The sequence below is a fragment of the Dietzia sp. CH92 genome, assembly GCF_032248695.1.
In the GTDB taxonomy this organism is placed as follows: domain Bacteria; phylum Actinomycetota; class Actinomycetes; order Mycobacteriales; family Mycobacteriaceae; genus Dietzia.
This window is the reverse complement of the sequence record NZ_JAVHXC010000003.1, coordinates 116,572-136,583: the sequence shown is the minus strand read 5'-3', so window position 1 is coordinate 136,583 and position 20,012 is coordinate 116,572. Positions and strand designations below refer to the sequence as shown.

20 protein-coding genes are annotated in these 20,012 nt (G+C 71.8%); 8 read left to right on the top strand and 12 right to left on the bottom strand.

Features of this window, described 5'->3' with window-relative positions; translation table 11 throughout:
• The first annotated feature begins 64 nt into the window (after positions 1 to 64).
• Positions 65 to 1,018, top strand: a complete 954-nt coding sequence (locus RWK90_RS07070) for a tryptophan-rich sensory protein (RefSeq protein ID WP_314036210.1) — start codon at positions 65 to 67, stop codon at positions 1,016 to 1,018.
• Here the strand turns inward: RWK90_RS07070 and RWK90_RS07065 are convergent.
• From RWK90_RS07065 to RWK90_RS07025, 9 genes are all read right to left on the bottom strand, one after another.
• Entirely contained in the window at positions 1,015 to 1,668 is a 654-nt protein-coding gene (locus tag RWK90_RS07065) for a prepilin peptidase (protein ID WP_314036208.1), read from the bottom strand. The two genes, RWK90_RS07070 and RWK90_RS07065, sit on opposite strands and share 4 nt — an antisense overlap.
• Positions 1,669 to 2,571 carry a type II secretion system F family protein gene (locus tag RWK90_RS07060; RefSeq protein WP_314036206.1) on the bottom strand — a complete coding sequence of 301 codons (903 nt, stop codon included), beginning with the start codon at positions 2,569 to 2,571 and terminating at the stop codon, positions 1,669 to 1,671.
• Positions 2,572 to 2,817: 246 nt separating this feature from the next.
• Positions 2,818 to 3,777: a type II secretion system F family protein gene (locus RWK90_RS07055; RefSeq protein ID WP_314036204.1), complete on the bottom strand. Its 960-nt coding sequence runs from the start codon at positions 3,775 to 3,777 to the stop codon at positions 2,818 to 2,820.
• Entirely contained in the window at positions 3,774 to 5,276 is a 1,503-nt protein-coding gene (locus tag RWK90_RS07050; RefSeq protein ID WP_314036202.1) for a CpaF family protein, read from the bottom strand. Before RWK90_RS07050 ends, RWK90_RS07055 begins: the two co-directional genes overlap by 4 nt.
• Positions 5,273 to 6,505, bottom strand: coding sequence for an AAA family ATPase (locus RWK90_RS07045; protein ID WP_314036200.1), 1,233 nt, complete (start codon positions 6,503 to 6,505; stop codon positions 5,273 to 5,275). Before RWK90_RS07045 ends, RWK90_RS07050 begins: the two co-directional genes overlap by 4 nt.
• On the bottom strand, positions 6,505 to 7,224 hold the full coding sequence (locus RWK90_RS07040; RefSeq protein ID WP_314036198.1) for an RcpC/CpaB family pilus assembly protein: 720 nt from the start codon (positions 7,222 to 7,224) through the stop codon (positions 6,505 to 6,507). Before RWK90_RS07040 ends, RWK90_RS07045 begins: the two co-directional genes overlap by 1 nt.
• 10 nt (positions 7,225 to 7,234) lie before the next feature.
• Positions 7,235 to 8,245, bottom strand: coding sequence for a pilus assembly protein TadG-related protein (locus tag RWK90_RS07035; protein ID WP_314036196.1), 1,011 nt, complete (start codon positions 8,243 to 8,245; stop codon positions 7,235 to 7,237).
• Positions 8,233 to 8,625 (bottom strand): pilus assembly protein, encoded by a 393-nt coding sequence (locus RWK90_RS07030; protein ID WP_314036194.1) that lies wholly within the window; start codon positions 8,623 to 8,625, stop codon positions 8,233 to 8,235. Before RWK90_RS07030 ends, RWK90_RS07035 begins: the two co-directional genes overlap by 13 nt.
• 79 nt (positions 8,626 to 8,704) lie before the next feature.
• Entirely contained in the window at positions 8,705 to 8,926 is a 222-nt protein-coding gene (locus RWK90_RS07025) for a Flp family type IVb pilin (protein WP_314036192.1), read from the bottom strand.
• Positions 8,927 to 9,372: 446 nt separating this feature from the next.
• Between RWK90_RS07025 and RWK90_RS07020 the strand changes: the two genes are divergently transcribed.
• Positions 9,373 to 10,074, top strand: coding sequence for a superoxide dismutase family protein (locus RWK90_RS07020; RefSeq protein WP_314036190.1), 702 nt, complete (start codon positions 9,373 to 9,375; stop codon positions 10,072 to 10,074).
• Between the two features lie 34 nt (positions 10,075 to 10,108).
• Here RWK90_RS07020 and RWK90_RS07015 read toward each other — a convergent pair whose 3' ends face one another.
• The gene (locus RWK90_RS07015) at positions 10,109 to 10,681 is read right to left on the bottom strand and encodes a peroxidase-related enzyme (protein ID WP_314036188.1); all 573 of its coding nucleotides are present in this window, start codon (positions 10,679 to 10,681) and stop codon (positions 10,109 to 10,111) included.
• A gap of 151 nt (positions 10,682 to 10,832) precedes the next feature.
• Here RWK90_RS07015 and RWK90_RS07010 point away from each other — a divergent pair, with 151 nt between their 5' ends.
• The 5 genes from RWK90_RS07010 to RWK90_RS06990 all read left to right on the top strand — a co-directional run bounded on the left by RWK90_RS07010 (position 10,833) and on the right by RWK90_RS06990 (position 16,249).
• A complete protein-coding gene (locus RWK90_RS07010) occupies positions 10,833 to 11,906 on the top strand; it encodes an ABC transporter substrate-binding protein (RefSeq protein WP_314036186.1) in 1,074 nt (357 codons plus the stop codon).
• Positions 11,907 to 11,955: 49 nt separating this feature from the next.
• Positions 11,956 to 13,314: an LLM class flavin-dependent oxidoreductase gene (locus RWK90_RS07005; RefSeq protein ID WP_314036184.1), complete on the top strand. Its 1,359-nt coding sequence runs from the start codon at positions 11,956 to 11,958 to the stop codon at positions 13,312 to 13,314.
• A gap of 83 nt (positions 13,315 to 13,397) precedes the next feature.
• The gene (locus RWK90_RS07000; protein ID WP_314036182.1) at positions 13,398 to 14,597 is read left to right on the top strand and encodes an MFS transporter; all 1,200 of its coding nucleotides are present in this window, start codon (positions 13,398 to 13,400) and stop codon (positions 14,595 to 14,597) included.
• Between the two features lie 15 nt (positions 14,598 to 14,612).
• Positions 14,613 to 15,545, top strand: coding sequence for an ABC transporter permease (locus RWK90_RS06995; RefSeq protein ID WP_314036180.1), 933 nt, complete (start codon positions 14,613 to 14,615; stop codon positions 15,543 to 15,545).
• Positions 15,521 to 16,249, top strand: coding sequence for an ABC transporter ATP-binding protein (locus tag RWK90_RS06990; RefSeq protein ID WP_314036178.1), 729 nt, complete (start codon positions 15,521 to 15,523; stop codon positions 16,247 to 16,249). The genes RWK90_RS06995 and RWK90_RS06990 overlap by 25 nt, the downstream gene beginning before the upstream one ends.
• A gap of 7 nt (positions 16,250 to 16,256) precedes the next feature.
• Here the strand turns inward: RWK90_RS06990 and RWK90_RS06985 are convergent, their stop codons facing one another.
• Positions 16,257 to 16,667, bottom strand: coding sequence for a TIGR03618 family F420-dependent PPOX class oxidoreductase (locus RWK90_RS06985; protein ID WP_314036176.1), 411 nt, complete (start codon positions 16,665 to 16,667; stop codon positions 16,257 to 16,259).
• The gene (locus tag RWK90_RS06980) at positions 16,664 to 18,526 is read right to left on the bottom strand and encodes an amidohydrolase family protein (protein ID WP_314036174.1); all 1,863 of its coding nucleotides are present in this window, start codon (positions 18,524 to 18,526) and stop codon (positions 16,664 to 16,666) included. Before RWK90_RS06980 ends, RWK90_RS06985 begins: the two co-directional genes overlap by 4 nt.
• A 118-nt stretch (positions 18,527 to 18,644) precedes the next feature.
• Between RWK90_RS06980 and RWK90_RS06975 the strand changes: the two genes are divergently transcribed.
• Positions 18,645 to 20,003 carry an MFS transporter gene (locus RWK90_RS06975; RefSeq protein ID WP_314036172.1) on the top strand — a complete coding sequence of 453 codons (1,359 nt, stop codon included), beginning with the start codon at positions 18,645 to 18,647 and terminating at the stop codon, positions 20,001 to 20,003.
• The last annotated feature ends 9 nt before the right edge of the window (positions 20,004 to 20,012 follow it).

Below are 20,012 nucleotides of genomic sequence, written 5' to 3'. Positions count from 1 at the left end.
TCCGGAGGCCCGAGCGCCCCAGCGACCGGCTGCACTGTCGGGTAGCCCGTGGTTGGGTGGAGTTATGAGGTCACACTCCGATCCCGCGACCGATGCCCCCTCCACCGACCCCGGACGCGCCGGCCACCCCGGCCCGGGCGGACCCGCCGACCGCGGCGCGCCGGGCGGGCCCGCCGACCCCGCCGGGCCGGGCACCCTCGCGACGCCGACCGGTTGGGCGCTGCCGATCATCACCGTGCTGGGCACCGCGGCCGCGATCGTGGCCGCGTTCTTCGGCAGCGGCGCGCTGGGCGGCACCCCGATCGCCGAGGCCGCCGGCGGCGTCCTGTCCGCCGACGCCACCCCCGTCGCCCCGGCCGGATCGGCGTTCAGCATCTGGAGTGTCATCTACATCGGCCTCGCCGCGTACGCCCTGTGGCAGCTCACGCCGACCGCCCGCCGCTCGGTGCGGCAGGCGGCGCTGCGGCCGTGGGCGCTGGCGTCGGTGCTGCTCAACGCGGCGTGGGTCTGGGCGGTGCAGCTCGAGCTGATCCTCGGCTCGGTCATCGTGATCGCGCTGCTGCTGGCCGTGCTCGTGCGGATCATGTACGTCCTCGCCGCGCCGCGGATCGGCGGGGTGCTCGAGTCCGTGGTCACCGACGGCACGTTCGGGCTGTACCTGGGCTGGGTGTCCGTGGCGTTCTTCGCCAACACCTTCGCGTGGCTCGCCAGCGCGGGCGTCGACGTGGTGACCGGCGTGCCGTTCGGCATCGTCGGGATCGTGGTGGCGGCGGCGGTCGGCGTGGCCACCGCGCTCATCAGCGGCGGGCGCATCCCGCCGGCGCTGGCCACCTCGTGGGGCCTGGCGTGGGTCGCCTTCGGCCGCACCTCCGGCGAGCACGAGTCGGCCGCCCTGGTGGGGGCGGCGGCGGTCGCGTCGGTCGTCGTGGTGGCCGTGGCGCTGGTCCGGCGACTGACGGGGCTGCGGCGCGAGCGCGGCCGCGGCGCCGCCGACCGTGGGGCGCGTCAGCCCGTCTAACCCGCGAGGGCCGTCGAGCGCACGGCCCAGTAGGCGGCGCCGAGGACCGCGCCGAGGATCATCGCCGGGCCGAACGCGATCCCGCTCTTGACGGTGACGCGCCGGGCCGCGAGGAGGACGAGCGCCACGGCGGCGTTGAGGACGAACGCCGCCAGCGTCCCAGCCAGCACGGCGGGCCAGCCGAGCCAGCCGAGGAACGCGCCGAGGACGCCGGCGAGCTTCACATCACCCAACCCCAGGCCGGCCGGGTTGATCAGGGCCAACACGAAGTAGAACGCGAGCAGCACCGCGGCGCCCGCCGCGGCCCGGCCCAGCGACCCCCACGCGTCGAAGGTCGCGGCCGTGACGGTGAGGCCGACGGCCGTCAGCGGGTACAGGGGGAGCACGATCGCGTCCGGCAGCCGGAAGACCGCCAGGTCGATCGGGATGAGCAGGGCGCAGGCCACGGCCAGGGCGAGGAAGGTGGTCAGGTCGGCCCAGCCCAGGGCGAGGTAGGGGGCCCCGAACCCGCCCGCGGCGGCGAGCAGGACGTGGAGCCCGCTGCGCAGCCAGCGTGACCGGGAGCCGGCGAGGGCGCGCATCGGCCGGGTGAGTGCGGCAGCGACCACCGCGGACACGACCGCGGAGGCCACGCAGATCACGAAGAGCACCTAGGAGAACGCCTCCATCATGTTGATCACGGTCGGACCGAGCAGCACGATGAACAGTACGGGCAGAATGCACACCAGCAGGGGGAAGATCACCTTGACCGGCACCTGCTGGGCCTTCTCCTCGGCCCGCTGCCGCCGCTTGAGGCGCATCTCGGACGCCTGGGTGCGCAGCACGTCGGCCACGGAGATGCCGTAGGCGTCCGCCTGGTTGATCGCGCGGATGAACCGCCGCAGGTCGGGCACGTCGGTGCGCAGGGCCAGCTGCTCGTAGGCGGTGCGGCGCAGCTGCCCCACCTGGATCTCCTGCAGTGTCCGGATGAGCTCCTGCGCGAGCGGGCCGGTGCCGTTGCGGCCGGCGCGGGCCATCGCGGCGTCGAACCCGAGCCCGGCCTCCACGGCGATCGTCATCTGGTCGAGGGTGTCGGCCAGCTCGAGCGCGATCTCGTCGTTGCGCTCCTGGCCCCGGCTCTGCAGGAGCAGCTCCGGCAGGAAGTAGCACACCGCCGCGGTGCCCAGCATGAGCAGGAGCAGCATCGGTGAGGGGTTGGTGCGCAGCAGCGCCAGGCCCAGCAGCACCACGATGAGCGGCACCACGATCTTGGCCACGACCAGCCGCTGGATGGACCATCCGCGGGGCCGTCCCGCGCGGATGGACAGCGTCTCGAGCCTGCGAATGGTGCCGACCGGCGTCAGGCGGCGGGCGACCTCGTACAGGCGGCTGCGGGAGTCGTCGTCGTCGACCCCGGTCAGGTCGACCTGGGAGGCGAACCCGTCGTCCATGCCGCGGCGGAGGTTGGTGACGGTGCGAGCGCGGACGGTGTCGCGGCCCGCGAAGACGGCGAAGGCCAGCAGGAACACGGACGCGGTCAGGACGAACACGGCCAGTGCGGCGGTCAGCGGCATCGCAGGGGCCTCCTTTCGCGGAGACGGGCAAGAGGGGGGAGGGAAGGGGCGGGGGCTGCGGTGAGGGCCGCTGCCCGGGTCGGGGCGGGGGCGGCGCCCGGGGTCAGAACCGGATGCGCACGACCTTGCTCAGCCAGATCCCGCCGATGGTGAGCATGANGGCGGGGGGGGGGGGGGGGGGGGGGGGGGGGGGGGGGGGGGGGGGGGGGCCGGGGCCGGGGGGGGGGGGGGGGGCGGCGCCCGGGGTCAGAACCGGATGCGCACGACCTTGCTCAGCCAGATCCCGCCGATGGTGAGCATGACCACGCCGGCGGCGATCATCCCCCAGCCGAGCGGGCTCTGCGTGAGCACGGCGATGTAGGACGGGTTGGAGACGAACAGGAAGCCGCCGATGCCGAACGGCAGCGCCATCAGCACGTACGCGGAAAGTTTGCCCTCCGCGGCCAGCGCCTTGACCTGCCGGCGGATCTGGTTGCGCTCGCGGATGGTGTGGCCCACGCCGTCCAGGACCTCGGCGAGGTTGCCGCCGACCTCGCGGTTGATGGCGATGGCCTGGGTGACCCACACGAAGTCCTGGCTGCCCATCCGGGCGGCGGTCTCCTCGAGTGCGGGGGCGAGCTCGCGGCCGACGCGGGTCTCGTTGATGATCCGGGCGAACTCCTCGGAGGTCGGCTGCTCGGCCTCGCGGGCGACGGAGGCCAGCGCCTGCAGGAGGCTGTGCCCGGCGCGCAGGCTCGAGGCCATGAGCTGCAGGGAGTCGTCGAGTTGGTCGGCGAACGCCGCGCGGCGGCGGGCGGCGAGGACCTGGAGCAGGACGTATCCGCCCACGGGCGCGAGGAGCGCGAGGAGCACGCCCATCAGCGGGCCGATGAGGATGAGTCCCAGGGCGAAGCCGACGATGGTGGCGACGACGACGAGGAAGACGTAGTCCTGGAGTCCCATGCGGACGCCGGCGCGTTCGAGCTGGCCGGCTCCCGTGGTCCCGCGGCGGCGCAGGACGGAGTCGATCGCCTCGGTCAGCGCGGTGGCCGTGCGGTTCAGCAGGCCGGGGCCGGCGGCCTGGTCGGGCCTGCGGCGTTCGCGGGGGATGTGCCCGCGCGCGGGGGCCAGCGCGAGGAAGGTGAGGACGGCGACGGCGAGCGCGACGGCGACGATGCCCAGCCCGGCGGGGGAGAGCAGGGCGGCCTGCGCGGACTGGGCGTTCACCGGATCGCCCCCGCCCCGTCGGTGGTGGCCCCGAACACGCGGGGGGACAGGGTGATGCCGAGTTCGGCGAACCGGTCGGTGAACCGCGGGCGGACCCCTGTGGCGACGGGCTTGCCGAGGAACTTGCCGTCGGGTCCGACGCCGGCGGAGTAGTCGAACAGGAACGCGTCCTGCAGGGTGACCGTCTGGCCCTCCATGCCCTGGACCTCGGTCACCGCGGTGATGCGGCGGGTGCCGTCGCGCAGACGGGTGAGCTGGATGATGACGTCGACAGCGGAGGCGATCTGCTCCCGGATGGCCCGCAGTGGCAGGTCCATGCCGGCCATGAGCACGAGGGTCTCGAGGCGGGCGATGGCGTCACGTGGCGAATTGGAGTGCACGGTGGAGAGTGACCCGTCGTGGCCGGTGTTCATGGCCTGGAGCATGTCGAGGGTCTCCCCGCCACGGACCTCGCCCACCACGATCCGGTCGGGCCGCATCCGCAGGGAGTTGCGGACGAGTTCGCGGATGGTGATCTCGCCGCGGCCCTCGATGTTCGCGGGCCTCGACTCGAGCCGCACCACGTGATCCTGCTGCAGCTGCAGCTCGACGGCGTCCTCGATGGTGACGATCCGCTCGCCCTCGGGGATGAACGAGGACAGCACGTTGAGCAGCGTGGTCTTCCCGGAGCCGGTGCCGCCGGAGACGATGATGTTGAGTCGCGCCTGCACGCAGGCCTGCAGGACCTCGGCCATCTCGGGGGTGAGGGTGCCGAACCGGATGAGGTCGTGGACCTGGAAGGGGTCCTTGGAGAACTTCCGGATGGTCAGCGACGAGCCGTTGACCGCGAGCGGCGGGATCACCGCGTTGACGCGGGACCCGTCCGCGAGTCGGGCGTCGACCAGCGGGGACGACTCGTCGACGCGGCGGCCGATGCGGGAGACGATCCGCTCGATCACCTGCCGGAGGTGCTCCTCCGAGGTGAACCGGGACGGGTGTCGGGTGAGCTGACCGGCGCGTTCGACGAAGATCATGTCCGGGCCGTTGACCATGATCTCGGTGATGTCCGGGTCGTCGAGGAGTTTCTCCAGCGGACCGTGGCCCAGGACGTCGGCCTGGACGTCGGCGATCAGGCGCTGGCGCTGGTCGCCGGTGAGGGGGACGGTCTCGTCCTCGACGACCTTGTTGAGCTCGGCGCGCACCATGGCGTGCAGCTGGTCCTCGGTGAGCGAAGGGTTGTTCAGGCGCGCGCCGATGCGCTCGAACAGCGCGCTGGCCGCGCGTTCCTTGAGGGCGATCAGCGGATCGGCCGTGGGATCGTCGGTCACGGGCCCTCCCGCGGTCGCGGGAGCCTGCGGACCGCCCGCGGCGACCGGCTTCGTCGTCGTCATCGTCGAGGTGGCCACCGACGACGGTGCGTCCGACGCGGCGGGGACCTGCGCGGCGGTACCGGCGGGGGGCGCGCCGGCGGTGAGGCCGTCGGCGGCGCGCGCGGCGCGGAGACGTTCGGCCAGGCTCATGCCTTCACCCGCTTCCTACGGAGTCGGTGCCGGCCGCCCACGGTGACGGGCACGGCGGTCGGGGCCGGGCGCATGGGCGCCGGCGTGAAGCGGTCGACGAGCTTGCGCAGCTGCTTGGTCATGGGGTCGCGGGTGTCGCTCTGCAGCAGCGGCAGGCCCTGGTTGACGGAGACCGGCACCGCCTTGCTGCGGGGCAGGACGAGGTCGACGCCGGCACCGATGGTGGCCTCCGCGTCGGCCTTCGTCAGCCCGCTGCGCGGGTCGGCGAAGTTCACCAGGACGTGGCGCCGGTCGACGTCGATGCCCAGGTCACGCAGGACCGTCATCTCCTTGCGCAGGCCGCGTACGCCCGGGACGTCGAGGCTCGTCATGAGGACGAGTTCGTCGGCCTGGTCGATCGCGGCGAGCGCGTGATCGTCGAGGCCCGGGGCGGTGTCCACGACGATGTAGCGGAACTCCGAGGCCAGCGTCTGGAGCAGCCGGGCCACGTCGGCGGAGGTGATGTCGTCGGCGTCCGCGGGGGAGACCGGCGCGCACACGGTGTAGAGGCCGGTCTGGTGCTGGGTGAGGAAGGTCTTGAGCACCATCGAGTCCTGCACGGCCGGGCCGCGGACCACGTCGAGGAGCGTGTGCTCGGGGTCGAGGTTGAGGGCGCTGGCCACGTCGCCGAACTGCACGTCCAGGTCCACCAGCACCGTCGAGTGTGGCGCGGAGCGGGCCAGGCCGACGGCGAGGTTCGTGGCGACGGTCGTCTTGCCGACGCCGCCCTTGGGGGAGACGACGCTGATGACGCGGCCGCGGGAGTCGCCGGCCCCGTTGCTCGTCCCGTCCCCGTGGTGCTGCGGGGCGGAGGCGGCCGCGACCTGGGCCGCGCGCCGCAGGATCGCCGCGACCTCGGGGACCCCGGCCTCGGGGTGCACCACATCGCACGCGCCGGCGCGGAGGGCGGACAGCGCGAGCGTGTCGGGCTCATCGGTCACCAACACCACCGCCAGTCCCGGGCACTCCGCCGCCAGCCGGGACGAGAGCCCCAGGGCGTCGTCGAGTCCCGCGGCGGTGTCGATCACCACGACCTGCGGGATCGGCGCGCCCGCGCCGAGGCGCTGGAACAGTTGCGGCGGGCCGGCGGGCAGCGCGGTGCCGGGGATGACCGAGACGGGTGCGCCGGCCGCGGTGGCGACCTTCCCGCGCAGGTCGGCGGAGTCGGAGGCGATCAGGATGCGGCTCATCAGTAGAAGTCCCTGTACTCGATGGAGGGGGTGCCGTCGTTCGGGACGGAGTCGTCCTCGAGGGAGAGCCAGATCGGGAAGTGCTCGGCGGCATGGACGACGGTCAACGACTGCTCGGTGGTCAGCGCCATGGTGATCAGGGCGCCCCCCTCCGGCTCCGGCGCGGCGTCGGGATCCTCCACGCCCTCGTCCGGCTGAGACGCGCCGAGCCCACCCTGGACGCGCGTGACGAGAATCTTTCGAAGGATCAACCGCGTCGACCCGCCGCCGTTTGTCACGAAGACGCCGACGGTGTCACCGGGGGTGACGGTTCCGCCGACGACCCGGGCAGCGTCGAGCGGGATGGTGACCTGGTGATATCCCTCGGGGACCGGAATGCCGCCGAAACGTTCAAGCGACTGGAGAGTGACAAACCGCGCGCCGAGGAGTTGTTCGCCCGGCTGCAGGTCCGTCGCCGCCACCCGGCCGGAGACCTCCGCGAGCGAGCGGACGGGGTCGGGCCCCACGGCCTTGCGGGGCAGGCTCGTGGTGGTAACCAAGGTCGCGATCTCCTCCGCGGGCGTACCCTGGGCGATCGGCGCCGACACCACCAGCACGTCGACGGGATCCAGGTCCGCCATTGCACGGCTGTCCGCGGTGTTCACGTAACCGACGAGCAGCACCGCGCCGAGGATTGCGAGGACGCCGGCGGCGATCGCCGAGACGAGACGTCGGGTCATGGCTCACTCACTAATCGGGTAGAAGGTAGACGGCGGACGCGCCAAGGTTCGGCGCACCGGGGCCGTAATCGAAGTCGGGATCGGCTAGATGCAATTCGGTGAAGTAGCCACTGATGCAGCGTTCGCTATTGCCGTTGCCGTTGCCGTTGCCGTTGCCGTTCCCGTTTCCGTTTCCGTTTCCGCTGACCCCTATCTCTCCGCTGCATCTCAGGTCTCCCCAGCTCTGGTTGGAGAAGTAGTACCCGGTCACATGGAACGCGGCATAGCCGTACACGATGTACCGGCCGTTCTTTCCTGTGCCGTAGGAATTGGCGGGGTCGGACTCATCGAAAATCGGGACAAGGACGGTCCGGTCACGAATAGGTGAAAGATCGCAGTGCTTTATCGTGTTGCCGGGTTCGCTGCGTGCCTCGCCCCCTATGCGTGTTGTGACATTGCAACTCTTCATGACGTCGGTCTGCAGCCACCCGAATCCTCCCGGGAGAACCTGGTTCTTCCCGTTCGGCGGGCAGCTGGCTGGCGTCGTCACAATCGTCTGCTCAATCCCAGTGGGTCGACCGTAAGGGTCTGCATTCTTCTTAACTTCGCAGAGCGGGAGAATGAGTGGAAGAACTGCGGTCCCGCCGGTTGGCGATCCCCACGCCGCGCTAGAGCGCGCGCGGAGTTCAGTCGAGTCGATGCCCAAGACCGGGGCGAACCAATGATCGCGCACGGCCGAGGTTTCGACAGTTACCCGCCCAGTTTTTGAGCTGGGTATGACCGGCAGAGATGCTGCTACCACGCCAGAGTTGCTATTGGCGATTGCTAATGTGCGTGCGGTCTGTTCAGGATTGCTGCATGCATAGCGGGCGCAGTCCTGCGCAATGGCTAGCGCGGCGGCATCGGCGCCATTCTGAATTTGTAGCCTTTTTTCGTGAGTGGCGGCGATATCGAGGGAGACTGCCGCGAAGCCAATTATCGGGACCATTAGAATCGCGACGATCACAGCGACCGCGCCGCGATCATCAGTTAACCGAAGCATCGCATGGTCCCTTTGCCTGTGAGCGTGATGGCGTCCAGGGGTAGAAACCCGGAGACAAGCTCAAACGGATACTCGATGGTCACCGTCGCCAGTCCGGTAGCGATACCGGGCGCAGTGCATCCATCGGTCGGCTCAACGAGAATTCGTGCGCCGGCGAGGTCGAGGGGCTCGGCTGACGTTTTCGCCGCCTGAATGGCCGCGGATGCGCTGTCCTGTAGGGCCATGACCCGAACCCCGTCGCGAGCAGCGTTGGAAAGGGTCGTCTGGACGTGATAAGCGCGGCCGAATTCGAGAATGCCGATGACCAGCAGCAGAAGTATTGGCAGGACGAGCGCAAATTCAACTGCGGCTGCTCCGCGGTCACGTGAGGGCGTGAACATGCGGTCGTGACGCAAGGAGGGGAGGAGGCGGCGAGCCAAGCCCGGTGAAGGCCTGAACCTTCACCGGGCTCGACCTCTGTCAGGGAGTGCCAGCGTTTCCGCCGGGGAGGGCTGCGACGACCTGATTGAAGAGAGCTGTCAGGTCCGTGCCGATGAAGCCGACGGCGACGATGATCGCGACCGCGATGAGGCCGACCATGAGGCCATACTCGACGGCGGTCGCGCCGCGGTCCTTGCGGTTGTCCAGGCGATCGGAGAAGAAGGCCTGCAGGGTGGCGAGAGCGTAGTACGCCTGGTTCATGACGAACCCTTTCTAGAGGGGGATTGAGCCCGTGGGCTCGAGGGGAGGGGGATGCCCCGCGGAGGGCCAGAGGGAATCTGTGCGGGGACTGAGAAGAGTATGCATCTCGCTCTCAGGTTGCGCAAGCGGTTGGCCAAATTTAGGTAACGAGCATCACACTCTTGATTCTGTCCCGGCCGAGCTCGTGCCCGCGTTATCGAAAGTCATTGCAGGCCAATGGGTCTAGGCGTGCCGCGGGTCGCGGCCCTGTGGCGTGTCAGGGCAAGCGTCCGACTTCGGGGTTGGCAGATCAACAAAACGCCAGCTTATCCAGCCCAGTGGATCCTTACTTTGTGGTAGCGGCGAGGTCTCTGTGCGACCGGCTGAGAAGGGCAGTCGCACAAGGCGGTTGCAGCGCCGGGGCTCGTGGGTAGCGTGACGGCCACGACGCCGTCCGAGGAGGTTCCATGACCGCACGCACCGTGTCCACCGCCCGACTCTCGAGCAGGAAAATGCCACTCGTCGCCCTGGGCGCCTCCGCGATTCTGCTCGCGTCTTGCGGCACCGGAGAGGACTCACCGGCCGCGCAGGGCGACGTCGAACCCCAGGTGACCGCGACGACGACCGTGACCGAAGGCGGCGCCGCTGGCGCGAGCGAGGGCCAGGCCTTCGCGACCGCCGAGCTGGTCGACCCCGAGGGCCAGGCCCGCGGCACCGTCGAGTTCGCCGAGGCGGACGGCGGCACGATCGTCACGGTCGACGCCACCGACCTGACGCCCGGGTTCCACGGCCTGCACATCCACGGCGCGGGACTGTGCGAGCCCGACAGCGAGAACCCGAACGAACCGGGTGAGCGCGGAGCCTTCCTGTCCGCGGGTGGTCACCTCGCCGGCCCCGACGGCGAAGCCGGCCACCCCGAACACGCCGGCGACCTCCCGCCGCTCTTCGTCACCGAGGACGGCTCGGCGCGCATCATGACACTGACCGACCGCCTCGACCGCGACCTGCTCCTGGACGACGACGGCTCGGCCGTGATGATCCACGAGAACTCCGACAACCTCGCCAACATCCCCGAGCGCTACGCGCCCGAAGGGGCTGATGAGGAGACCCGCAACGCCGGCGACGGCGGCAGCCGCATCGCCTGCGGCGTCGTCACCGAGCAGGGCTGACCGGCAGCGCTGCCGATGGCCGGGGCGGCCGCCGTCACTTCTGCCGCGGCACCCGGCCCATCAGGTAGAACTCCGGGTTAGGACGCATGTCCGTGGCGTTTGCGAGGCGGTTGCTCAGCCCGAACAGCCCGGTGATGGCGGCGATGTCCCACGCGTCCTCGTCGTCGAGACCGTGCTCGTGTAGGGCCGCGAAGTCGGCGTCGCACAGCTCGTCCGAGCGCAGGTTGACCTTGGTGGCGAAGTCGCAGATCGCCCGCTCCCGCGGGGTGAGGTCGGCCTTGCGGTAGTTCACGGCCAGCTGGTCGGCGATCTGCGGGGCCTTCTTCACGATGCGCAGGATCGCCCCGTGGGCGACCACGCAGAACAGGCAGTTGTTCTGCCCGGAGATGGTCACCACGATCATCTCCTTGTCCGCCTTGGTGAGGTTTCCCTCTCGCTCCATCAGTGCGTCGTGGTAGGCGAAGAACGCGCGCGACTCGGCCGGGCGACGGCCGAACATCAGGAACACCTCGGGGACGAAGCCCGCCTTCTCCTGCTCGGCGAGGACGCGTTCGCGCAGGTCATCGGGCAGGTCGGCGAGGTCGGCGAGGGGATAGCGCTCAGACATGAGGGGCCTTCCGGACGGTCGAGGGCAGAGGGATTACCGGGAGCGTAGAGCGGGCGGGGGGTTCTGTTCACCGCGCGCGGAACCGTTCCCCCGGGGCGGGGGCCGTTGGTAGACATTCCGTCACCGACCCACCGCCGTACAGGAGTAGAGAATGTCGATCCGTCCCCGACACACCCGCCGTGATGGCCACCGCCCCCGCCTGGCGCTGATGGCCATGGCGATGGCCGCGGTCACCGGCCTCGCGGCGTGCTCCGGGGAGGCCGACGGACTGCAGGCCGACGCGCCGCTGCCCACCGAGATCCCGCCGGGCACGACCCTCGTGGTGGCCGACCAGCAGAACCGACTCACCGTGGCGCTGGAGGCCTCCGGCGAACTGGACAAGCTGCCCTTCGACGTGGAGTTCGGCGCGTTCCAGGGCGCCCCGTCCGTGCTCGAGGCGTTCCGCGCGGACGCGATCGACGTGGGCTACGCCGGCGACATCATGGAGGTCCAGGCCCTCGCGGCCGGCGACGACGTCACCGTGATCGGCGCCGGCGCGACGGACAACTCCGTGGCCCTGGCACTGGCGCCCGGGGTCGAGGCGACGGGCCTCGCGGACCTGCGGGGGAAGAAGCTGGGGTACGCCGAGGGCACCACCCAGCAGATCTTCCTGCTCAACCTGCTGGAGGCGGCCGGGTTGACGACCGAGGACGTCGAGCTGGTCCACATGAGCCTGCCCGACTTCCCCGACGCCCTGCGCTCCGGCGTGATCGACGCGGCGCCGCTGAGCCAGCCCGTGCGCTCGCGCTACCTCAAGACGCCCGGGGCCTCCCAGCTGCCCGAGGACCTCACCGAGGAGTTCGGCTCCGGGCACCTGTACGTCTACTCCAGCGAGACCGCACTGTCGGATCCCGCGACGGCCGCCGCGGCCGCCGAGTTCGTGACCGCCGTCGTGCGCAGCTACCAGTGGATCAACGAGAACCCGCAGGAGTGGATCCGCTCCTACGTGATCGAGTCCGAGGGCCTGACCGCCGAGGACGGCGACGCGATCCTCGCCTCCCAGGGCGAGTTCACCTTCCCGACCTTCGACGAGGTCGAGCAGGTCATCGGCTCCATCGCCGCCGGCCTCGACTCGGTGGGCGGCCTGCCCCGTCCCGTCGACGCCTCCGACGGCGTCGACCGTCGCTTCGACCCGGTCATCGCGGACGCCGTCGCCGCCGTCGGCGCCTCCCGCACCCGCAACTGACACCCACCCGCGACTGACACCCACCCGCGCACATCCCAGGAGAACTCCCGTGCCCGCACCCCGGCAGCTCAGCCTCAACGCGTTCATCTACCCGACCGGTCACCACGAGGCGTCGTGGCGCCACCCCGACTCCCGCCCCGACCGCATCACCGACATCGCCTACTTCCAGGAACTGGCGCAGACGGCGGAGGCGGCCAAGCTCGACGCCGTCTTCTTTGCCGACGGACCGGCCCTGCGCTCGGACGCCCGGTTCAAGCCCGACTACCACCTGGAACCCGTCACCACGCTCACCGCGATGGCTGCCGCCACCAGCCGGATCGGTCTCATAGCCACAGCCTCCACCACCTACTACGAGCCGTACAACCTCGCGCGCCTGTTCTCCTCGCTCGACCACCTGTCCCGCGGGCGGGCCGGATGGAACATCGTGACGACCTCGACCGACGCCGCCGCCGCGAACTTCGGGCTGGACGAGCACCCGCCGGCCGCCGACCGGTACGCGCGGGCCACGGAGTTCGTCGAGGCGACCATCGGGCTGTGGGACAGCTGGGAGGACGACGCCCTCGTCGTCGACAAGTCCTCCGGAACATACGCCGACGCCGCGCGGATCCACCGCGTCGACGCGCGCGGCGAGCACCTCCGCGTGCGGGGTCCGCTCAACTCCCCACGGTCCCCCCAGGGCCGCCCCGTCCTGGTCCAGGCCGGATCCTCCAACGACGGCCGCGAGTTCGCCGGCCGCTACGCCGAGGCCATCTTCACCGCCCACCAGCGCCTCGGCGACGCCCAGGCCTTCTACTCCGACATCAAGGCACGCGCCCTGCGGGTGGGCCGCAACCCCGACCACGTCAAGGTCCTGCCCGGGCTGAGCCCGTTCATCGCCGACTCGCCCGCCGAGGCCCGCGACGCCGAGCGCGAACTCAACGAGCTGACCATCCCCGCGTTCGGCCTCGAACAGGTGCGGAAGATGACCGGCATCGACCTGTCGGGGGTGGGGTACGACGACGAGGTTCCGCAGTCGTGGTTCGAGGGCTTCGGCGACCTGGGCGACACCACCCAGAGCCGACGGTCGGTCGTGGCCGCGATCGTTCTGCGGGAGAAGCCGACCGTCCGGCAACTGCTCTACCGCCTGGCCGGCGCGCGGGGTCACAACGTCGTCGCCGGGACCCCGCACCAGATCGTCACCGTCATCGAGACGTGGTTCCGCACCGGCGCCGCCGACGGGTTCAACATCATGCCGCCCGTCTACCCCACCGGCCTGGACGCGTTCACCGAGCGGGTGGTCCCGATCCTTCAGGACAAGGGCCTGTTCCGCAGCGAGTACACCGGCACCACCCTGCGCGAGCACTACGGACTGCCCCGGCCGGAGAGCCGCTACGCCGCCGAGCCGCTGGCCGGCTCCACCGCCTCCTAGTGGGGCCCGGGCCGGCGCGGGTCCGGCGCGCGGGCGGCCGTCCGGGGCCGCAGCCGGGCCCGACGCTGCCGCGGGGCCTGGCGATGCCGCTGCTGGTGCCGTCCCTGCTGCACGGCCTCGGACAGGGCGCCGCCGCGCCGGTGGTGGTGCTGCTCGCGCTCGAGCACGGCGCGAGCGTGCCGCAGGCCGGACTCGTCGCCGCGACGGCCGGGCTGGGGATGCTCGTCGGCGACGTGCCGTCCGGGTGGATCATCTCCCGCCTCGGGGAGCGCCGGGCCGTGGCCGCATCGACGCTGATCGGGGTGGCCGGCGCGGTGCTCAGCGCACTGGCCACCCGGCCGGACCTCATCGCGGTCGGCGTGGCGCTGGTCGGCCTCGCCACCGCCGTGTCGATGGTCGCCCGGCAGAACTCGGTCGTCGAGGTGGTGGCGTACTCCCACCGCGGGCGGGCGCTGTCGGCGGTGGCGGCCTCGATGCGCGCCGGGCTGCTGCTCGGCCCGTTCCTCGGCGCGGCCCTCGTCGCGGCGGCCGGCCCCGAGGGCGGGCTGTGGCTCCAGGCCGCGGCGCTCGCCGTGGCCGGCGCCCTCATGATGTGCGTCCCCGACGCCACCCCCCGCGGGTCCGGCGGCGAGGGCGTGACGATGGTGGCGGTCCGCCACGCCCGGGTGCTCACCCGCGTCGGCTCCGGCGCGATGGTGCTGGGGGTGTGCCGCACCTGTCGGACCGCGGTGCTGCCGCTGTGGGCCGCACACATCGGACTGGACGCGGTCGCGACGAGCGTGGTGTTCGGGATCGGCGGCGCCGTGGACCTGCTGGTGTCCCTGCCCGCCGGACGGGCGCTCGACACGATCGGGCGCGTCCCCGTCGCCGTGGCCTCGACCACCGTGTTCGCCGCCGGTGCGCTGCTGCTGCCCCTGGCCAACGGGGCCGTGTCGGTGGCCGCGGTGTCCGTGGTGCTCGGCGCGGCCAACGGGCTGAGCAACGGGCTGCTCATGACGCTCGGGGCGGACCTCGCCCCGCCCGGGGACCGGGTGGCGTTCCTCGGCCTGTGGCGGGTCGCGCACGACTCCGGCACGGTCGTCGGCCCGCTGGTTGTCGCCGGCGTGACCGCGACGGCGGGGCTGGCCGCGGCGAGCCTCGCCTCCGGCGGACTGGCCGCGGCCGGCGCGGTGATCTTTGCCCGCGTCGTCCCGCGGTACCTGCCCCGGCGCACATCCGATCACGGTGACGACAACCGTTGCCCCGCGGTGCTTCCGGCCGACACCATTCCCTCCACCACCTGACGGAAAGGACGACCCGTGACCTCCACCATGCGCACCACCAAGAACTCCGAGCCCGCCCGCGCCGCGGGGCCCCACGGCGCCCCCGGCGCGGGGACCCCGGCCGCGCCGGCGGGACCGTCTGCCGCGCCACCGGGCACTGTGGCCGATGACAGGCTCGAGCCGAGGCCCGGCCGCTCCCGCCTCGGCCCGGGCTCCCCGATCCGGTTCGGGCTCGCCATCGGCCCCGCCCTGCTCCTGGCGATCTGGGCCGTCGGCTCCGCCACCGGCCTCATCGACGAGCGGACCCTGTCCGCGCCCTGGACCGTCATTACCACCGCCGGCGACCTCATCGCCGACGGCCGCCTGCAGAGCAACCTGTGGATCTCGGTGCAGCGGGCCCTGATCGGCGGCGTCCTCGGCGTCGCCCTGGGCGTGGTCCTGGCGACCCTGGCCGGCCTGACCCGCATCGGCGAGGCGCTCATCGACGGGCCCGTGCAGATCAAACGCTCCATCCCCACGCTCGCCCTCATCCCGCTCGCGATCGTGTGGTTCGGCATCGGCGAGCAGATGAAGGTGCTGCTCATCGCCCTGGCCGTGTTCGTGCCCGTGTACATCAACACCTTCTCCGCGCTCCGGGGCCTGGACGCCCGCCACGTGGAGCTGGCCGAGTCCCTGCGGCTGTCGCGCACCCAGTTCCTGCGGCACGTCGCGATCCCCGGCGCGCTGCCCGGCTTCTTCTCCGGCCTCCGGCTGGCCGTCACCATCGCGTGGACCTCGCTGGTCGTGGTGGAGCAGGTCAACGCCAGCAGCGGGATCGGGTTCCTCATGTACCAGGCCCGCAACTACGGCCTGACCGACGTGATCATCGTGGGCCTGGTCGTCTACGCGATCCTCGGCACCACCTCCGACCTGCTGGTCCGTTTCCTCGAGCGAAAGGCACTGTCATGGCGCACGACCATCGCGAGCTGAGCGTGAGCGCCCGCGGCCTCACCCGCGGATTCGGCGGGCGGGTGGTGCTCGACGGCATCGACCTCGACATCCGCCGAGGCGAGTTCGTCGCCCTGCTCGGGCGCAGCGGCTCGGGCAAGTCGACCCTGCTGCGGGCGATCGCCGGCCTCGACGCCGGGGTCCCCGGATCCGGGGACCTGCAGGTGCCCGCGAACCGGTCGGTGGTGTTCCAGGACTCCCGCCTGCTGCCGTGGGCCCGCGTGCTGGACAACGTCGTACTGGGCCTGGAGGGGCCGGACCCGCGCGCCCGGGGCCGCGCCGCGTTGGCCGAGGTCGGCCTGGCCGGACGCGAGCGGGCCTGGCCGACCCAGCTGTCCGGCGGCGAGCAGCAGCGGGTGTCCCTGGCGCGATCCCTGGTGCGCGGACCGGAGCTGCTCCTGGCCGACGAGCCCTTCGGGGCCCTCGACGCCCTCACCCGCATCCGCATGCACGCGCTACTGCTCGAACTGTGCCGGGTGCACCGGCCCGCCGTGCTGCTGGTGACCCACGACGTGGACGAGGCCGTCACCCTCGCCGACCGCGTGGTGGTGCTGGACTCGGGGCGGATCGTCCGGGACGTGGACGTGGTGCTGTCCGAGGACCGGGTCGAGCGGGCCGCCGAGCACGCCGCCTACCGGGAGTCGCTCCTCGCCGCGCTCGGCGTGGAGCACACGCCCGCCGGCTGACCTCCGGTCAGGACTCGCGGAGCCGGCCCCACACGTGGACGTGCTCGATCTCCACCCACGCGTCCACGCGCGCCCGGTCGCGGGTGGGGTAGGGCTCGCCGGTGTAGTGGCGCGCGAGGGCGTCGATGCCGGCCAGGTCCGGATCGTCGGTGATCTCGGTGACCCGGCCCTGGATGCTCGCGTGGGTGTACCAGTCCTCCGACTCGATGACGGACAGCGCCACCCGCGGGTCGCGGCGGAGGTGCTGCAGCCGCACGCGGCCCGCGTCCAGGTTGAGGTGGATCCGGTCGCCGTCGACCAGCCGGTACCAGGTGGGCACGGTGACCGGTGAGCCGTCCTTCCGCAGCGTCGCCATCACGGCCGGGTTCGGCGCGAGGAGCAGGTCGCGGACGTCGTCGTCGAGGGGTGTGGCGCTCATGCCGGTGAATTGTGCGGCGTCTGCCCGCGGGTCTCCACCGGACGGGCGGCCGCCGGGCGGGGCGCGACGGTCTCCCCCGAGGGCAGGAAGCGGCCGGCACCGAACTCGCGGCCGTAGCCCGGCGCGAACTCGCCGTCGCTCCAGACCACCCGGCCGCCGATGATCGTCGCCGCGACCGCACGGTCGTTGCGGTTGACCATGCGGCGGATTCCGCCGAACTCGGGCATGGCCTCCTCGTGGTAGTCGAGGGACTCGCCGTCGAGCCCGTCCGGGTCGATCACCACCACGTCGGCGCGCGCGCCCACCTCCAGGCGCCCGGCGTCCAGGCGGTAGAACTCCGCCAACTCACCGGTGAGCTTGTGCACGGCCTGCTCCGTGGACAGGAACGGGCGACCCCTGCGCTGTGCCTGGTGGACCCGCTCGAGCAGGCGCACGCCGAAGTTGTAGAACGCCATGTTGCGCAGGTGCGCGCCCGCGTCGGAGAAGCCGATCGTCACGCCGGGGGTGTTCACCAACCGGTTGGCGACCTTCTCGCGCGCGTTGGCGATGGTGGTGGTCCAGCGGAAGTCGGTGCCGTACTCCACCACCAGGTCCAGGTAGGCGTCGGCGGGGTGCAGTTTCCGGGCCCGCGCCACGTCGCCGACCGTCCGGCCGACCAGCGTCTCGTCGGGGCAGGCCACGATGAGGGCGTCGTCGAAGTCGCGGTGCCACACGCGGGGGCTGAACCGCTTCTCGAAGTCCCGGCGGAACCAGCGGCGGTAGCTCTCCTGCTGCAGCAGCTCGTTGCGGGCGACCTCGTCGGCCAGGTGCAGCGCCTCGCGGCCCGACCCGAACTCCTCGAACACCACGAGGTCGATGCCGTCCGCCCACACCTTGAACGTGGTGGGCAGGTGCTGCCACACGAACCGGCCCCTGCCGACGGTGTTGGCGGCCCAGGCGATGGGGCGGATGATGCGGTTGACCCAGGGCTCGGCGAGGGTGTCGGCGGCCGAGAGCAGCGAGACGCGCAGGGGCTTGCGGAACAGCCCGGTGCTGGTGGCCGCGTAGAAGGCCACGTCCACCTTGGTGTTGAGGTTGGGCACGCCCTGCAGGACGCGGTCGCGGCGGCGGAGGAGGCGGCTGATGCGGCGGAACTCCCCCCACGAGGCGTGGGTGGAGGGCAGGGTCCGCGAGCGGTAGCGGTCGCCGTCCATCTTGTCCCACGGGTTGGTCATGGTGGACACCCCGAGGAAGCCCGCGTCGAGGGCGGCGGTGATCCGGCGGTCGATCTCGCGCAGCTCGTCACGGCCGGGGGAGTGCGCCGGGTCGGTCGAGCGGCCCATGCCCATCACCGACGCGCGGACGTCGGAGTGCCCGATGAACGAGGCGACGTTGGGGCCGAGCGGCAGGTCCTCCACGGCGCGCCGCCAGGCGGCAGGGTCGGACCACGTCTTCTTCTGTTCGAGCGCGGTCAGCACGGACTCGCGGGGCAGGGCCTCGACGCGGCTGAACAGGTCCGCCACGTCGACCGTGCCGGAGTACACGCCGGTGATGGAGCAGTTCCCCACCAGCACGGTGGTCACCCCGTGGCGGACGGACTCGCCCAGTCCCGGGGAGACGAGCAGCTCGACGTCGTAGTGGGTGTGGGTGTCCACGAAGCCCGGTGTCACCCACCGGCCCTCGGCCTCCACCCCGCGCGTGGTGGGGGAGACGGGGAGCGGCGCGGCGCTGATCGCCCCGACCACTCCGTCCCGGATGCCGACGTCCGCGCGCACGCCGGGTGCCCCGGTGCCGTCATAGACCGTGCCGCCGCGGATGACGACGTCGAAGTCGGCCCGCGTGGTGGTGGCCGCGTCGGCGGCCGGATCGGTGATGCCCACGGGGAGCTCCTTCGTTTGTGACGTGCAACACAGTATCCATCAGTCTACTCGGACAACCGTCCATGTCTACCTCGGGAGGCCGCCCGAGGTGTCGGAGCGGCCGAGTAGCGTGACGTACATGACAACCCGTACCGAGCGCCTGGACGGCCTGCCGTTCACCCGCAAGCACCGCAAGCTGCTGTTCGGCTCGGGCATCGGCTGGGCGCTCGACGCCATGGACGTCGGGCTGATCTCGTTCGTCATGGCCGCGCTGGCCGTGCACTGGTCGCTCACCCCCACCGAACTGTCGTGGATCGGGTCCATCGGCTTCGTCGGCATGGCGCTCGGCGCCGCGTTCGGCGGTCTGCTCGCCGACAGGATCGGGCGGCGGCAGGTCTTCGCGGCGACGCTGCTCGTCTACGGCCTGGCCACCGGCGCGGCCGCGCTGTCGACGGGCGTGGCGATGCTCATCGTGCTGCGCTTCATCGTGGGCCTCGGCCTGGGCGCCGAGCTGCCGGTCGCGTCGACGCTGGTCAGCGAGTTCGCGCCCCGCAAGGTCCGCGGCCGGGTGGTGGTGGCGCTCGAGGCGTTCTGGGCCCTGGGCTGGATCATGGCCGCCCTCATCGGCTACTTCGTGGTGCCCACCGGTGACGACGGCTGGCGCTGGGCGCTGGCCGTGGGACTGGTCCCGGCCGCCTACGCCCTCGTCGTGCGCTTCGGCCTGCCCGAGTCGGTGCGCTTCCTCGAGTCCCGGGGCCGGGTCGAGGAGGCCGAGCGGATCGTCCGCGAGTACGAGGCCTCGGCGGGTGTCGAGCCCCCGGCCGGGACCGCGACGACCGCGACCGCGACGGCCGGCGCCGCGACGCCCGGCGAGCCGGTCGGTGAGCCGGCCGGGCCCGGGCAGCCCGCCGAATCCATCTGGTCCCCTCGCCTGCGCGCGCGCACCGGGGCGCTGTGGATCGTGTGGTTCGGGATCAACTTCTCTTACTACGGCGCCTTCATCTGGCTGCCGAGTCTGCTCGTGTCCCAGGGCTTCGACCTGGTGAAGTCGTTCGGCTACACGCTCATCATCACGCTCGCCCAGCTGCCGGGGTACGCCGTGGCGGCCTGGCTCATCGAGGTCTGGGGTCGCCGCGTCACCCTCGCCGTGTTCCTCATCGGCTCGGCCGTGTCGGCCGGACTGTTCGGACTGGCCGATTCGCCGGCCACGATCATCGCCGCCGGCATGGCCCTGTCCTTCTTCAACCTCGGCGCGTGGGGCGCCCTGTACGCGATCGGCCCCGAGCTCTACCCCACCGCCACCCGCGGGTCCGGCACCGGCGCCGCCGCGGCGTTCGGGCGGATCGCCTCCATCATCGCGCCGCTGCTCGTGCCGTTCCTGCTCGATCTGGGTGACACCGCGATGGTGTTCGGGGTCTTCGCCGCGGCCTTCGTCGTCGCCGCCCTGGCCGCCTTCACCCTCCCCGAGCGCAAGGGCGTCGCCCTCGAGAACACCTGACCCGCGGCG

What these genes read in the sequence shown, in the direction of transcription:
- RWK90_RS07070 (WP_314036210.1), top strand. Translation starts at nt 65, where the DNA reads ATGAGGTCACACTCCGATCCCGCGACCGATGCCCCCTCCACCGACCCC.
- RWK90_RS07060 (WP_314036206.1), bottom strand. Translation starts at nt 2,571, where the DNA reads ATGCCGCTGACCGCCGCACTGGCCGTGTTCGTCCTGACCGCGTCCGTG.
- RWK90_RS07050 (WP_314036202.1), bottom strand. Translation starts at nt 5,276, where the DNA reads ATGAGCCTGGCCGAACGTCTCCGCGCCGCGCGCGCCGCCGACGGCCTC.
- RWK90_RS07045 (WP_314036200.1), bottom strand. Translation starts at nt 6,505, where the DNA reads ATGAGCCGCATCCTGATCGCCTCCGACTCCGCCGACCTGCGCGGGAAG.
- RWK90_RS07040 (WP_314036198.1), bottom strand. Translation starts at nt 7,224, where the DNA reads ATGACCCGACGTCTCGTCTCGGCGATCGCCGCCGGCGTCCTCGCAATC.
- RWK90_RS07035 (WP_314036196.1), bottom strand. Translation starts at nt 8,245, where the DNA reads ATGCTTCGGTTAACTGATGATCGCGGCGCGGTCGCTGTGATCGTCGCG.
- RWK90_RS07030 (WP_314036194.1), bottom strand. Translation starts at nt 8,625, where the DNA reads ATGTTCACGCCCTCACGTGACCGCGGAGCAGCCGCAGTTGAATTTGCG.
- RWK90_RS07025 (WP_314036192.1), bottom strand. Translation starts at nt 8,926, where the DNA reads ATGAACCAGGCGTACTACGCTCTCGCCACCCTGCAGGCCTTCTTCTCC.
- RWK90_RS07020 (WP_314036190.1), top strand. Translation starts at nt 9,373, where the DNA reads ATGACCGCACGCACCGTGTCCACCGCCCGACTCTCGAGCAGGAAAATG.
- RWK90_RS07015 (WP_314036188.1), bottom strand. Translation starts at nt 10,681, where the DNA reads ATGTCTGAGCGCTATCCCCTCGCCGACCTCGCCGACCTGCCCGATGAC.
- RWK90_RS07010 (WP_314036186.1), top strand. Translation starts at nt 10,833, where the DNA reads ATGTCGATCCGTCCCCGACACACCCGCCGTGATGGCCACCGCCCCCGC.
- RWK90_RS07000 (WP_314036182.1), top strand. Translation starts at nt 13,398, where the DNA reads ATGCCGCTGCTGGTGCCGTCCCTGCTGCACGGCCTCGGACAGGGCGCC.
- RWK90_RS06990 (WP_314036178.1), top strand. Translation starts at nt 15,521, where the DNA reads ATGGCGCACGACCATCGCGAGCTGAGCGTGAGCGCCCGCGGCCTCACC.
- RWK90_RS06985 (WP_314036176.1), bottom strand. Translation starts at nt 16,667, where the DNA reads ATGAGCGCCACACCCCTCGACGACGACGTCCGCGACCTGCTCCTCGCG.
- RWK90_RS06975 (WP_314036172.1), top strand. Translation starts at nt 18,645, where the DNA reads ATGACAACCCGTACCGAGCGCCTGGACGGCCTGCCGTTCACCCGCAAG.